This window comes from Psychroflexus planctonicus (genome assembly GCF_014640195.1).
Taxonomy (GTDB): domain Bacteria; phylum Bacteroidota; class Bacteroidia; order Flavobacteriales; family Flavobacteriaceae; genus Psychroflexus; species Psychroflexus planctonicus.
In genome coordinates, this window is the sequence record NZ_BMGM01000001.1 from 380295 (window position 1) to 393700 (window position 13406).

At 33.0% G+C, this 13406-nt stretch carries 15 protein-coding genes; 6 read left to right on the forward strand and 9 right to left on the reverse strand.

All coding sequences use genetic code 11. The features are described 5' to 3' along the window. Position 1: 1 nt before the first annotated feature. From rfbB to IEV72_RS01825, 3 genes are read left to right on the forward strand one after another with little or no spacing between them, the layout of a single operon-like run. Positions 2–1018: a dTDP-glucose 4,6-dehydratase gene (gene rfbB, locus IEV72_RS01815; RefSeq protein WP_188457362.1), complete on the forward strand. Its 1017-nt coding sequence runs from the start codon at positions 2–4 to the stop codon at positions 1016–1018. Positions 1019–1020: 2 nt separating this feature from the next. Then, entirely contained in the window at positions 1021–2007 is a 987-nt protein-coding gene (gene hemB, locus IEV72_RS01820; protein WP_188457363.1) for a porphobilinogen synthase, read from the forward strand. Positions 2008–2012: 5 nt separating this feature from the next. Then, positions 2013–2987, forward strand: coding sequence for an ABC transporter ATP-binding protein (locus tag IEV72_RS01825; RefSeq protein WP_188457364.1), 975 nt, complete (start codon positions 2013–2015; stop codon positions 2985–2987). A 146-nt stretch (positions 2988–3133) separates the two neighbouring features. Here the strand turns inward: IEV72_RS01825 and IEV72_RS01830 are convergent, their stop codons facing one another. After that, a complete protein-coding gene (locus IEV72_RS01830; protein ID WP_188457365.1) occupies positions 3134–3562 on the reverse strand; it encodes a hypothetical protein in 429 nt (142 codons plus the stop codon). 110 nt (positions 3563–3672) lie between these two features. On the opposite strand from IEV72_RS01830, the gene greA reads away from it, so the two are divergent. Then, on the forward strand, positions 3673–4146 hold the full coding sequence (greA, locus tag IEV72_RS01835) for a transcription elongation factor GreA (protein WP_188457366.1): 474 nt from the start codon (positions 3673–3675) through the stop codon (positions 4144–4146). 48 nt (positions 4147–4194) lie between these two features. Here greA and IEV72_RS01840 read toward each other — a convergent pair whose 3' ends face one another. Further along, positions 4195–4635, reverse strand: coding sequence for an exosortase F system-associated membrane protein (locus tag IEV72_RS01840; RefSeq protein ID WP_188457367.1), 441 nt, complete (start codon positions 4633–4635; stop codon positions 4195–4197). Next, positions 4628–5185, reverse strand: coding sequence for an exosortase family protein XrtF (gene xrtF, locus IEV72_RS01845; protein WP_188457368.1), 558 nt, complete (start codon positions 5183–5185; stop codon positions 4628–4630). The genes IEV72_RS01840 and xrtF overlap by 8 nt, the downstream gene beginning before the upstream one ends. 84 nt (positions 5186–5269) lie before the next feature. Here xrtF and IEV72_RS01850 point away from each other — a divergent pair, with 84 nt between their 5' ends. Continuing rightward, on the forward strand, positions 5270–5749 hold the full coding sequence (locus IEV72_RS01850; protein ID WP_188457369.1) for an XrtF-associated fRMsr-like GAF protein: 480 nt from the start codon (positions 5270–5272) through the stop codon (positions 5747–5749). 265 nt (positions 5750–6014) lie between these two features. On the opposite strand, the gene IEV72_RS01855 is transcribed toward IEV72_RS01850, so the two are convergent. Beyond that, entirely contained in the window at positions 6015–7928 is a 1914-nt protein-coding gene (locus tag IEV72_RS01855) for a polysaccharide biosynthesis protein (RefSeq protein ID WP_229731765.1), read from the reverse strand. Positions 7929–8124: 196 nt separating this feature from the next. Here IEV72_RS01855 and IEV72_RS01860 point away from each other — a divergent pair, with 196 nt between their 5' ends. Then, positions 8125–8808: a ComF family protein gene (locus tag IEV72_RS01860; RefSeq protein WP_188457370.1), complete on the forward strand. Its 684-nt coding sequence runs from the start codon at positions 8125–8127 to the stop codon at positions 8806–8808. 40 nt (positions 8809–8848) lie between these two features. Here the strand turns inward: IEV72_RS01860 and IEV72_RS01865 are convergent, their stop codons facing one another. The 5 genes from IEV72_RS01865 to rodA are packed head-to-tail and all read right to left on the reverse strand — an operon-like array spanning position 8849 to position 13406. Next, a complete protein-coding gene (locus IEV72_RS01865) occupies positions 8849–9625 on the reverse strand; it encodes an enoyl-CoA hydratase/isomerase family protein (RefSeq protein ID WP_188457371.1) in 777 nt (258 codons plus the stop codon). A gap of 4 nt (positions 9626–9629) precedes the next feature. Further along, entirely contained in the window at positions 9630–11075 is a 1446-nt protein-coding gene (locus tag IEV72_RS01870; RefSeq protein WP_229731766.1) for a sensor histidine kinase, read from the reverse strand. Between the two features lie 9 nt (positions 11076–11084). Next, the gene (locus IEV72_RS01875; RefSeq protein WP_188457372.1) at positions 11085–11630 is read right to left on the reverse strand and encodes a CopD family protein; all 546 of its coding nucleotides are present in this window, start codon (positions 11628–11630) and stop codon (positions 11085–11087) included. A gap of 45 nt (positions 11631–11675) precedes the next feature. Then, entirely contained in the window at positions 11676–12161 is a 486-nt protein-coding gene (locus IEV72_RS01880; RefSeq protein WP_188457373.1) for a hypothetical protein, read from the reverse strand. A 3-nt stretch (positions 12162–12164) separates the two neighbouring features. Continuing rightward, positions 12165–13406 carry a rod shape-determining protein RodA gene (gene rodA / locus IEV72_RS01885; protein ID WP_262890022.1) on the reverse strand — a complete coding sequence of 414 codons (1242 nt, stop codon included), beginning with the start codon at positions 13404–13406 and terminating at the stop codon, positions 12165–12167.

Here is a 13406-nt window from a genome sequence, read left to right on the forward strand (position 1 = left end):
CATGAAATACGCATTAGTAACAGGTGGAGCCGGATTTATTGGCGCTAACTTTTTAAATTATAAAGTACCACAAGAAGACTTTCATTATGTAAATCTGGATAAACTAACTTATGCTGGAAACTTAGAAAATATTGAAGTAAGCCAAGCTAAAAACTACACTTTTTTGCAAGGAGACATCTGCGATAAAAAGTTGATAGAAGATTTATTTGAAAAATATCAATTTGAAAAAGTCTTTCATTTTGCAGCAGAATCGCATGTAGACAATTCCATAAAAAACCCTGAAGCTTTTATTGAAACCAACATTACAGGAACTTTTAATTTGCTCCACAAAGCTTTTAGTTTATGGATGGATGGACCGTTTCAATTAAAAAAAGAATTTAAAAGTGCGCGTTTTCTTCATGTTTCAACAGACGAAGTATATGGAACTTTAGGCGAAACAGGTTTGTTTACCGAAGAAACACCTTACGCTCCAAATAGTCCGTACAGCGCATCTAAAGCATCATCAGATTTCTTAGTAAGAAGTTATTTTCACACTTACGGAATGCCTGTAGTTACTACTAACTGCTCTAATAATTACGGACCGCATCAACATGAAGAAAAGTTAATTCCTACCATTATTCGGAAAGCCTTGGCAAAAGAACCAATCCCAATTTATGGCGATGGTAAAAACATCCGCGATTGGTTGTTTGTACTCGACCATTGTAAAGGAATAGATTTGGTAATGAAGGACGGAAATCTAGGCGAAACTTATAATATTGGTGGACGTAACGAACGCACCAACATTTACATAGCCGAAAAAATTTGTGAACTTTTAGATGAAAAAAACACAAGTGCAAACCAAACTTCCTATAAAGAATTAATCACTTATGTAAACGACAGACCTGGACACGATTTTAGATATGCTATTGATGCTACCAAACTAGAAAACAATTTGGGCTGGAAAGCGGAAGAAAACTTTGAATCAGGCATCGAAAAAACCGTAGATTTTTATATTGATGTATTTCAGAAAAAACAATAAACATGTATCCTAATCAACGTTTTAGAAGACTTAGAACCAATCAAGCTATTCGCAGTTTAGTTAGAGAAACAAGCTTAAGCCCAAACGATTTTATTGTTCCTTTGTTTGTGGTAGAAGGCAAAAACGTGAAAGAAGAAATTGCTTCTATGCCTAATTATTTCCGCTTGAGTTTAGACCATTTAACTCAGGAAGTGAAAACACTCTGGCAAATGGGGTTAAAGTCGGTTTTACTCTTTGTAAAAGTAGATGAAAAGTTGAAAGACAATGCCGGTGCAGAAGCTATTAATCCCAACGGATTAATGCAACGTGCCATAGACACCGTAAAACAAGCTGTTCCAGAAATGCTAGTCATGACAGACGTAGCCTTAGACCCTTATTCAGTTTACGGACACGATGGAATTGTACAAAATGGTGTTATTGAAAACGATACCACCAATTTGTTTTTAGCGGAAATGGCTGTAAGCCATGCTAAAGCTGGTGCCGATGTGGTTGCACCAAGCGATATGATGGATGGCAGAATTCAAGTCATGCGTCAGCGTTTAGAAGATGAAGGTTTTTACCATACAGGAATTATGAGTTATTCTGCAAAATACGCATCTGCATTTTACGGACCATTTCGCGATGCTTTAGATTCTGCGCCAGTAGATGTAAAAGACATACCGAAAGATAAAAAAACCTACCAAATGGATCCTGCAAACCGAAAAGAAGCCATTAAAGAAACACTTGCAGACGTTCAAGAAGGTGCAGATATTGTAATGGTTAAACCCGGTTTATGTTACTTAGATATTGTTCGAGATTTGGCCAACCAAGTACAACTTCCCATCGCCGTTTACCAAGTTAGTGGCGAATATGCCATGATTAAAGCCGCTTCAGAAAAAGGCTGGCTGGACCATGATGCGGTAATGCTAGAGCAATTATTGGCCATAAAACGCGCAGGTGCCAGTTTAATTGCTAGTTACTTTGCAAAAGATGCTGTACAATTGCTCTAACCACTATGCTAAAAGTAAACCACTTACATTTTGCTTATACCAAAGAAAAACCAACGCTACAAAACATCAATTTTGAAGTAAAAAAAGGTGAACATGTTGCGGTTATTGGCGAAAGTGGTTGTGGGAAAAGTACTTTATTACATCTTATTTTTGGAAATTTAGACCTAGATGAAGGGGAGATTTTTTGGAACGAAAAAAAAGTACTCGGCCCTGCTTATAATTTAATTCCGGGTCTTGACGATGTAAAATTACTCACACAAGAATTCGATTTAATGCCGTTTACTAGCGTTGAAGAAAACCTAAAAAAACACCTTTCCCGAATGAACCCTGAAGAAAATGAAGTTATTTCTCAGGATTTATTAAAAACCGTAGACTTACTAGAATTGGCTACAACTAAAGTAAAATATTTAAGCGGCGGACAAAAACAGCGCGTTGCACTAGCACAAGCTTTAGCTAAAAAACCAAACTTAGTTTTACTAGACGAACCTTTTAGCCATATAGATCAATACAAGAAAAATCAGTTGAGAAGAGAGTTGTTTTCATATTTAAAAAAAGAAAAAATAACCTGTTTATTTGCCACCCATGATGTAAAAGACATGCTTTCCTTTTCAGATAAAACCTTGGTATTAGAAAAAGGCAAAATGCTAGATTTTAGAACCCCAGAAGAGCTTTACCTGCAACCTAAATCTTATAAAGTGGCTTCTTTATTTGAAGAAGTGAATCTTATTTCTGGAGAATTTTTAGGTGGGAATTCAGCTCAAAATTATGTGGTTTACCCGCATGAAATTGAACTAAACCTTTCAAATAAGCAGTGGGAAGCAGAAGTGAAACAATCTTATTTTATGGCAGATCGATACTTAATTTCGCTTCAATTTAAGCAGCAAATTCTTTTTGCTTATCATCATTCAAAACTAGCTAGAGGTAAAAAGGTTTCTTTGCATTTTTCAGTAGCAAACTTAGAAGACCGCCTTATTGATTAATTTCAGCTTGCCTGTTCAGTCAGACAGGTTCGGCATCGTAAATTTGAAAATTTTATTTTAGTTACAATGTAAATATCTTCCTTAGATTAAAAATTAAAGTGAATGTTTAGCTGCACAATCAAAAAAAATACAAAATAGAACTCAATTTAATTGAAAACGCGAATAACATTTCCGTTCTCTTCTACTCTATAATTAAAGAGTCCAAATTGAAGTTCTCCAGACTCTAAGGGTTGTCCATCTACTAAGCTGTAGGCATTTGGTGGCTCGCAAGTGGTTTCAGCAGATAAACCTTGTATTTGTAAGCGAGTACAGTCTCTGGGAACTTCGTTAGGATCTGATGCATCCCATGCTACAATTCCTGGACCTGTGTTTACTATAATTATTCCATCGTTGCCAACTCCAGGGTAATAAACTGCATTTCCTGGAAAGTTTAGAGAATTATATTGAGGTAAATTGGTGTTTATTGTTACATCAATTCTCAAATTTAATAAATATGGATTCTCTCTTCGCATATCGTCATCTTCACATCCTAAAAATAGAGTACTTATTAATAAAAGTGTCCATATTTTTTTCATATTGAATTGAATTTAAACTAAATTGATAATAAAAACAAAATTAGTACATTTGTACTTGGAATCCTGCCAGAGCGGGATTCTTTATTTTTATATGTTTAAACGAAGGAGTTATGAGTAAAGTATCTTATTATACTGAAGAAGGACTGAAAAAATTGAGAGCTGAGCTAGATCAGCTACGCGATGTAGAGCGTCCAAAAGCTTCACAAGCCATTGCTGAAGCAAGAGACAAAGGAGATTTGAGTGAGAATGCAGAATACGATGCAGCTAAAGAAGCGCAAGGAATGTTGGAAATGCGCATTTCAAAACTAGAAGAAGTGGTTGCCAATGCAAGAGTGATAGATGAGTCGCAATTAGATACTTCAAAAGTATTGATTCACTCAAACGTGAAATTGAAGAATACAGCCAACCAACAAACGGTTACATACAAATTAGTAGCTCAAAGTGAAGCAGACTTAAAAACAGGAAAAATTTCTGTTGATTCTCCTATTGGAAAAGGGCTTTTAGGCAAAAAAGCTGGCGAAACTGCTGAAATTACTGTTCCTAACGGAAAAATTACTTTTGAAATTATAGAAGTTAGTCGATAATTCTAACTTTTTTACAATAAAAGCTTGGTGAGAAATTACCAAGTTTTTTTATGCTTTGTCTTTTTGTACTTTGTGCTGATAATAAAAAGCGGGTAACAAAATTATCACAAACAAAGGCTGTATTAAAAAGCGCCGCACATAAAATAAAGTGCTGTATAATTCTGGTGTAAGTTGGTGAATTAAAATTATTTTTGTGAGCATTAACACTATAAAAGCTACCCCATAAAAAACCAACGAAAACTTTAATACAGATTTTTTAGGAAAGGCAATCCAAATAGCAAAAAGACTGATTATTGTATTTAGAAAATATCGAAAAGCAGTATTGATGTATAAGTTTAATTCGTCAATATTTGGTGGCGTTTTTTGCAGATAATTCCCTTTGTAAAAATCGATAAAAGGATCTGTAAAAAGTTCTGTTTGAAACATTCTTACAAGTGCCAATAAAACAAAAGAAAAGAAAATTAAGCCTATTTTTAATGCTTTATTCATCTTTTAAAGTTTTTGGTTTTTGGTAGCGATTTACCCAAATAATCCACAAAAGAAATACTACACCATAGATAAATAATGGAAACAAGATTTCATGCAATAAATCGGTATATTGAGGATAATGATAAATGCCTATGGTAATTAATGCAATCCGTAAAACATTTAAAGTGTAAATTAAAACGGAACCTCCAAAAATAAACAAAAGTGTTTTTTTCCATCCGGAGAAAAATGCTAAGATAAAAGACAGAAATAAAATAATAACACTTACTGCATTACAACCTTCGATTACTTGAACAACAAACTGGTCTTTGATGCCAATTCGCACCGATGCATTTTTTTCATAAGCCATGCTAAACGTTTCGTAGCCCAATGCTTGCAAAACACTTTCGGTTTGCACTGCAACTAAATGCGTTATGTAATCTGGAAAATAAGTTTCTGAACTTCCTAAATGAAGATACAATTTATATCCTGCTGCAAGAATTAGGTAGCTTCCAAAAAAAATAAGAAGAAACTTTACAACCGCTTTATTTTTTTGAATGAATGTAAAATTCAATTGTTTAAATTTAAAATAGGTTTAACAAAAATAGGCATTTAAAAAAAGTACTTGGATTGAAATATGAATACTTTTGCAAAAAAAATGAAATTGGAAAATTTGAAACCGATAATAGATGAGATTTGTGCTACTACAGACAACTTTGACACGTTGCTTTTCAGGATTTGTGAAGTATTAAAAAGTGAAGTGAAGCATTACGATTGGGTTGGCTTCTATTTTAAAAATGGAAACAAAAGAGAACTGAAATTAAAAGCATTTGCGGGTTTACCCACAGACCATGAAATTATTCCATTTGGGAAAGGAATTTGCGGTCAGGTTGCAGAAAGCAATCAAAATTTTGTAGTTGATGATGTAAATGCGCAAGACAATTACATTTCGTGTAACATTAATGTGAAATCTGAAATAGTAATTCCTTTGTTTTATGAGAAGGAAAACATTGGCCAAATAGACATAGACTCGAACACGCTGAATGCATTTACAGAAGAAGATGAAGATATACTAACTTACGTTAATTATAAAGTAGCTACTAAGATAAAAGAATTGGGTGTTTTTCCAATCTTTTAGCCTGGTTTTGGTTATTCTCAGTTTGTCAAAACTGTTTTAAATAGTAAGATACGAGCCTTTTTTATGACGTAATATCAGGATATTGCGGAGTAAAAAAGTAAAGTAGATTGCTGTTTAAAACTGAATATTATATTTCGTTCAATAAGAACATCCATTTACTGCGTTAATTTTTATCGTGATAGCTATTGCTATCGATCAAAAAATTACCTTGTAACTAAATACACTTATTGATTTTGACTTTGTAAATATAATCGAAGTCAGGTTATTAGCCCACTACTTTAGAAGTTACACTTATAGATGCAGGTTTATACTCGGGAACAATTGCCTTTAAAATTTTGATAGCTTTTTGGGTTTGACATGCTTTAATGCCTTCGGTTAGGTCTTCAATTAATTGATAATTTTCTGTATCAAATTCAAAAGAAGATTTTGCAATAAGTATTTTTTGGTGATGTGTAGGTTGTGTATTTTCTTTATCTGCTAACAATTCTTCATAGAGTTTTTCGCCTGGGCGTAAACCGCTAAAAACAATATCAATATCTTCATTTGGAACATAGCCAGATAAACGAATCATTTGTTTAGCTAAGTCAACAATTTTTATAGGTTTACCCATATCAAACACAAATATTTCTCCACCTTTTCCCATAGCACCAGCTTCTAAAACCAATTGACAGGCTTCGTCTATGGTCATAAAAAAGCGAGTAATTTCAGGATGTGTAACAGTAACAGGTCCACCGCTTTCAATTTGTCTTTTAAAATGAGGAATCACAGAGCCGTTAGAACCCAGTACGTTTCCAAAACGAGTGGTTATAAAAGCCGTAGTATTTAAACGGTTTCTACTTGCAGATTGCACGTATATTTCTGCGCTGCGTTTAGAGGCACCCATAATGTTTGTTGGATTTACGGCTTTATCTGTAGAAACAAACACAAAGCGTTTTACTTTATGCTTTTGAGATAAATCAACTAAATTTTTTGTCCCTAGATAATTCACCATTAAAGCTTCAATTGGATTGGCTTCCATCATGGGTACGTGTTTGTAGGCAGCTCCATGAAATACAACTTCAGGAGCATAATTTTCAAACACATATTGCAGGCGATGAACATTGGTTACATCTGCAATAACTTTTTCGTAATTAATTTCAGGATGTTCTTTGTCTAAAAACACACTCATGTGATGCAGAGGAGTTTCTGCCTGATCTAGCAAAATAATTTTCTTTGGTTCAAAAGGAATTAATTGCCTTACAATATCGCTACCTATAGAACCTCCTGCTCCTGTTACTAAAACAACTCTAGATTCATATAAACTTCTCAGCTTTCCTTTGCTTAGTTTAATAGGGCTTCGTTGCAATAAGTCTTCTAAATTCACTTTCTTTATTCCAGAGGAAATAGATTTATCATCCCAATTTTGCAACTCAGGAAGCTTGTAAACTTTCAGATTCAATTCTAATAGTTGGTTGATTAACTTAGAATTTGTGTTGGTTAATTTTTGGAGTTTTTCTGCAGAAACAATAACACAAGAACCCTTTTTAACATTATACGAAAGCTGCTCTAAACTGTAAATAGGCAAAGTGAAGATTTTAGTTTTCTTGGGTTTGTTATTTTCTGAAATGAAACCTACAATTTCAAACTTTTTTTGTGTGTCCGAAATAATACTTTCGGCAATAGCCACATCGGTAAGTTCTGTTCCTAAAATATACGCATTGGAAGTACTTTTTGAAGATTGAATAAGCTGATAAGCTCTTTTTACTACAATTCTAAAAAAATATAAAGATGAAAATGCGATAAAACCATATATAATTACACCAGCATCTACAATTAATTTAACACCATTAAATTGAAAAAGTATTTGGTTTATAATTAACGCTGTAACAACAGTAAACAATGTAGTTTGAAGCTGCCTAAAAGCATCTTTAAAACCGGTATACCTTACAATTCCAGCGTAAGAATTGAATACAAAAAAGTAAACCAACTGTATACCAAAAAGGATAAATAGTTCTTTTGAAAAATCGAAAAAATGAACTAGAGAATCTATTGAAGGCTGTACCGTGTCTATTAAAAAAAAAGTAAGTTGTAATGCTAGAAAAACAATAAAAGCATCAATAAGTAATATTACTGATCTGGGTACATAATTTTGGGATAATTTCCTAAATACCCGCAGCACGAAAAGCTTAATCTTTCTCAAAATATGTTCAGTTAGTTAATAACACTATTTAAATCTTGCTGTGGGATTTTGATGTAAAAGTGTGAAATATTTTTTAAACTACAAAAAATATATTAATTTTAACTAACATGTAATGAATAATTTACAATTACGTAACAAAATGAATTTATTAGTTATTTATTAATAGTTTAAGTTCTACATAAACAACACCGATAAAATGATTTTAGACTTTGTAGACCTACTTTTTCCTAAAATATGTGCTAGTTGTGATCAAGCGCTTCAAAAAAATGAAATCTGTTTTTGCACCAATTGCAGAATTGATTTACCAACCACACAAGACTATTCAATAAAAGAAAACGAAACTAAAAAAGTATTTTACGGAAGAATTCCGCTTGAAAATGCTTCAGCATTGCTATATTATGAAAAAGGAGGAATTGTTCAAAATTTACTTCATGATTTAAAATACCGTGGCAACCAAAAAGTAGGCGAGGTTTTGGGGAATTGGCATGCAGAATTATTAGTCGAAAACGGTTGGAAAAATCAATTTGATTGGGTTATTCCAGTTCCAATTCATAAAAAGAGATTAAGCGAACGCGGCTACAATCAAGTTGATTTATACGCAGATGCTTTTGCAAAACACATCAATGCTAGATGCGTTAAAGATTTATTACTGAGAAGCCATAAAAGCAGAACACAGGTTTTTAAAAATAGAATAGCACGAAGTAAAGTTACCAAAAGTGATTTTTACCTGACAGATAATTACGAAGACGTAAGTCAAAAAAAAATATTATTAGTAGACGATATTATTACTACAGGTGCAACCATGGAAGCTTGTTGTTCTGAGCTTCTTAAACTTCCTAATGTAAAAATTAGTATTGCAAGCATGGCTTTAGTTAAGTAGCCAAAACCCCAATACTAATTTTTAATGTATATGAATTAGCTTACTTAAAATCTGGTTTTTGCTTGTTTAAAAATGCCGTTGTTCCTTCTTTAAAATCGGAAGTCCCAAATGCTTTTCCAAAAGCATCTATTTCAGATTCAAAACCGTTTACTCCGTCTACATAAGCATCGTTTACTGCTTTTATAGCAGATTCAATAGCTTGTAATGAATTATTTAGAATTTTTTGAACAATACCATTTACTTTCCCTTCGAGTTCTTCTAACTCACAAACATGGTTAACCAATCCGTAATTTATAGCTTCTTCGGCAGAAATCATTTTAGCTGTCATAATCATTTCCATCGCTCTTCCTTTGCCAACCAATTGTGGTAAACGTTGAGTTCCGCCATAACCAGGAATCACACCTAAGGACGTTTCTGGCAAACCTAATTTTGCGTTGGTACTAGCTACTCTAAAGTGGGCTGCCATAGCCAATTCTAAACCTCCGCCTAAGGCAAATCCATTTACAGCTGCAATAACTGGTTTTGGAAAATTGGCGATGAAATCAAAAACCAATTCTTGACCTTTTGCGGCTAAATCTTTTCCTTCTCCTACACTATAATTAGCAAATTCTGCAATATCTGCTCCCGCAACAAAAGCTTTCTCTCCTGCACCAGTTATAACTACAACTTTTACATCTTCATTAATTTTACACGCTTGTAAAGCATTGTGAATTTCTTCTAAAGTTGCTCTATTTAATGCATTGAGTTTTTTAGGTCTGTTTATTACTAACTTGGCTACTTTTTCTTCTACTTGTAAAATGATGTTCTCAAAATTCATTGTTCTATTTTTTTGGGATTTGAATTGTAAATGTGGTTCCTTTATTTGGTTTTGAATGAAGACTTATGCTTCCTTTATAATTTTCAACTATGTTTTTTACCATTCCTAAACCCAAACCCATTCCGCTGGTTTTGGTGGTAAATTTTGGTTCAAATATTTTCTCTTGGTTTTCTTCTTGTATTCCAATTCCGTTGTCTGAAATACTTAAGAAAACAAAATCTTGATCCTGACTTAGTTGTACAACAATCTTTGGTTCATCTTTTTCTGATGTAGCTTGTATTGCATTTTTCAACAAGTTGGTAACTACGCGGATTAACTGGGTTTTGTCAAAATTAATGTAAATTTTCTCTTTTGGAATTGAAACCCGAATGTTTTCTTCACTAAAAATACCCGTTGCCAGTTTAATGGTTTCAGAAACATCTATTAATTTATTTTGTTGTGCTGGCATACTAGCAAAACTAGAAAATGCGGAAGCTATTGAACTTAGTAAATCTATTTGTTGGATAATTTTTTGGGTAAACTCCTGCAATTTAGAAACCGCTTCGGCATCTGCGGGATCAAACCTTCGTTGAAAGTCTTGAACACTTAAACGCATTGGTGTTAGCGGATTTTTAATTTCGTGTGCTACTTGTCTAGCCATTTGTCTCCAAGCTTGTTCGCGTTCAGATTTTGCTAATTTTACGGCGCTTTCTTCTAACTCATCTATTACTTTATTGTAAGCATTGATGATGGGTTTCAATTCAACGCTTAATTTTTCAGTGCCAATTTTTTCGTTTCGCTGATTAAATTTGGTTTGGGTAATTCGCTGACCAACCAATTTAAGCGATTTTGTAATGTAATTAGAAAGTAAGTAAGCAATTGCAATGGCAGCTAAAAACATCAATAAATACACTTGTAGTAAAAGTTTAAAAAACTCTTTTAAATTGGCATCTAAAAAGCCATCATCTTCAATATAAGGTATATTTAAAATTCCAATGGGCTTAAAATAAGCATCTGTAATATAGGTGTAAAGTGATTGATGCCGTTGTCCATCTACTTTAAAGTCTACTACTACTCTACGGTCTGATGACTCTTCTAAATCTGATAAAATTTCTGGTTTAATTTGAAGCTTTAATGTATCTTGTTGAAAGTTTGATGCATAAGAAGATTTTATCAAGTTGCCTTTTAAATCGTAAATATCAATTTCTTCATTATGTATTTCTTGAATTTCGTATATGCGTTCCTTAAAAATCAGATTTAAACTTTCGGTATCTACAGGATAATAGGTTTTCCTAAAAATAAATTGAATGTTCGACTTTATGGCTTTTTCTTTACGTTCTAATTTATCAATATGCAATGCTTTTGCTTCTTCGCTATACTGATAAATAGTAACTCCTGCTATTAAAATAGAAGCTGCTAATACCAAAAAAAGCATGGATAAAAAAATTCGTATACGTAAAGAAGTTTTCATCTACACAGTTTATTGTTCCCCTTTTTTGGTTCTGTAATTTTTGTACAACTTAATACCTAGCATTAGTAATAAAGCTAAACCAATTAATCCGCCTAAACCAAAAAGCCAATTAGTAGTAGTTTTGGTGATAACCAAAAACACTACTGCAAACAGAATTATAGTCGCGCCTTCATTCCATAAACGCATTTGGTTAGATGTCCATTTTATAATGTCTTGCTGAAATTGTTTAAAAATAAAATGGGTCTTGATATGGTATGCAAACAACAACACAACAAAAGTAAGTTTAATATGCATCCAAGGACTTTGCAACCAACCTGGTTGTAAAATAAGTAACCAAACTGCAAATAAAGTAGCTAAAACCGCAGACGGCCAAGTTATAATATTCCATAACCTTCTACTCATCAATTTAAACTGCTTGGTTAAAACATCAGCTTCATTTTGTGGTCTTTGTGTAGCTTCAATATGGTAAATAAATAATCTTGGCAAGTAAAACAAGCCGGCAAACCAAGTAATTACAAAAATTAAGTGAAGTGATTTTATATATAGGTATTCCATAAATTCATTAAAAAGCAGATTGTTTCAAAGATACAGAATAGCAATTTAATCTGCTTCATTTACATTATGCTTCTTTAGTTTATGTTGAATTACTTTTTGTAATTCGTCTGCTTTTTGACTTCCGATGAAGAAAGGTTTGCTGTCTTGTATTTTAATGAAAACACCTTCACTGCCATACATTCGGTATAAAGTCCCGAATTTTTTGTGATAAATTCTTCGATTGTCTGGAAAGTTTAAACTGACTTTTTCAGTTGAAGCAATTTCACTCATAGGAATTGTAAAACTTCCAACAAAAGGGTGATTAACCTTCAATTCTGTTGAATCTACTTTGGTTTTCATTCCTAATTTTCGAAATAAAATATATAGCAATAAAGTGACAATACATATAACTATAAAAGTTTCAAACATGCTTTTATCTATCGCCAAACCAATTACAATACCGGATAGATGAACAAAAAAAGCAATTCTAAAAATCCATTTTACAGATTTTTGCTGGGTTAAAACTTGGAGTTCAGAGAAGTTGGTCTGCATTGTTTAATCCATTCGTTTTGCATCAAACTTTAAAAATATAAAAATAAGAATAAGCATTCCCCATAAACCTGAACCACCGTAACTAAAAAAGGGAAGCGGTATTCCAACCGTTGGAAAAACGCCTAATACCATTCCTATATTTACAAAAAAGTGGAAGAACAATATGCCAACAACACTATAACCATAAATTCTACTAAAATTAGATTTTTGGCGTTCTGCTAAAAACCAAAGTCTAAGCATTAAACTACAGAACAATAAAATTACGATGCTGCTTCCTAAAAAGCCCCATTCTTCTCCGACGGCACTAAAAATATAATCGGTATGTTGTTCTGGCACATAGCGTCCTGTGGTTTGCGTTCCTTGTAGCCATCCTTTTCCAGAAAACCCACCACTGCCAATTGCCACTTTACTATGATAAGTGTTGTACTCAGCTCCAGACGGGTCAGACTTCATTCCCAAGATTATTTCAAACCGATCTTTGTGATGTGGTTGTAAAAGTTTATCAAACATCAAGTTGGCAGAAAATGAAAAACCAATACACAAAGCTGCTATTGCAATAAAAAGAAAATAGTTGGGTTTTTGTTTTCGCTTGATGTAAAGTAATAAAAATAGAATTGCTAAAATAATTCCACTAACGTAAACAGCGCCAAATTTAATTGATGTTAAAAAAATAGTAACTGCTAGTGTTCCTACAATTAAATAAAAACTTGGTAAGCCTTCTCTATACAAAGGAAAAATAAATGCAAGGTAAATTAATGCACTACCTGCATCAGGTTGTAACATAATTAATGCCATGGGCAAAAGCATTAATAACAATACTTGAAATTGGTTTTTAAAATTTTTTAAGCTGACATTTATTCCTGTTAGGTATTTAGCAATGGCCAAGGCGGCAGCAACTTTTACAAATTCTGCAGGTTGAATACTAAAGCTACCAAAAGAGTACCAAGCTGTTTGGCCTGCTATTGTTTTTCCAAAAAAAGGCAAACCCAATAAAGCCAATAAAGCTACAATATAGATAATGCTTGCAAAACCTTGATAAAATTTAGCTTCTACTGATAAAACAAGCACTACTAAGAAAACACCTAAGCCTATCCATAGTAATTGTTTACCATACAATTTTGAAATGTCAAAAATGTTAGCATTTACTTCTGCTAAGGTAGTAGAATAGATTGTTGCCCAACCCATAGCAACCAACAGCAAGACAATTAAAACACTCAGCCAATCAAGTTTTATAAAAGTTTTCAA

What these genes read in the sequence shown, in the direction of transcription:
- IEV72_RS01860 (WP_188457370.1), top strand. Translation starts at nt 8,125, where the DNA reads ATGATTTTAGACTTTGTAGACCTACTTTTTCCTAAAATATGTGCTAGT.
- IEV72_RS01825 (WP_188457364.1), top strand. Translation starts at nt 2,013, where the DNA reads ATGCTAAAAGTAAACCACTTACATTTTGCTTATACCAAAGAAAAACCA.
- greA (WP_188457366.1), top strand. Translation starts at nt 3,673, where the DNA reads ATGAGTAAAGTATCTTATTATACTGAAGAAGGACTGAAAAAATTGAGA.
- IEV72_RS01830 (WP_188457365.1), bottom strand. Translation starts at nt 3,562, where the DNA reads ATGAAAAAAATATGGACACTTTTATTAATAAGTACTCTATTTTTAGGA.
- rfbB (WP_188457362.1), top strand. Translation starts at nt 2, where the DNA reads ATGAAATACGCATTAGTAACAGGTGGAGCCGGATTTATTGGCGCTAAC.
- IEV72_RS01850 (WP_188457369.1), top strand. Translation starts at nt 5,270, where the DNA reads ATGAAATTGGAAAATTTGAAACCGATAATAGATGAGATTTGTGCTACT.
- IEV72_RS01875 (WP_188457372.1), bottom strand. Translation starts at nt 11,630, where the DNA reads ATGGAATACCTATATATAAAATCACTTCACTTAATTTTTGTAATTACT.
- hemB (WP_188457363.1), top strand. Translation starts at nt 1,021, where the DNA reads ATGTATCCTAATCAACGTTTTAGAAGACTTAGAACCAATCAAGCTATT.
- IEV72_RS01840 (WP_188457367.1), bottom strand. Translation starts at nt 4,635, where the DNA reads ATGAATAAAGCATTAAAAATAGGCTTAATTTTCTTTTCTTTTGTTTTA.
- IEV72_RS01880 (WP_188457373.1), bottom strand. Translation starts at nt 12,161, where the DNA reads ATGCAGACCAACTTCTCTGAACTCCAAGTTTTAACCCAGCAAAAATCT.
- IEV72_RS01865 (WP_188457371.1), bottom strand. Translation starts at nt 9,625, where the DNA reads ATGAATTTTGAGAACATCATTTTACAAGTAGAAGAAAAAGTAGCCAAG.
- IEV72_RS01870 (WP_229731766.1), bottom strand. Translation starts at nt 11,075, where the DNA reads ATGAAAACTTCTTTACGTATACGAATTTTTTTATCCATGCTTTTTTTG.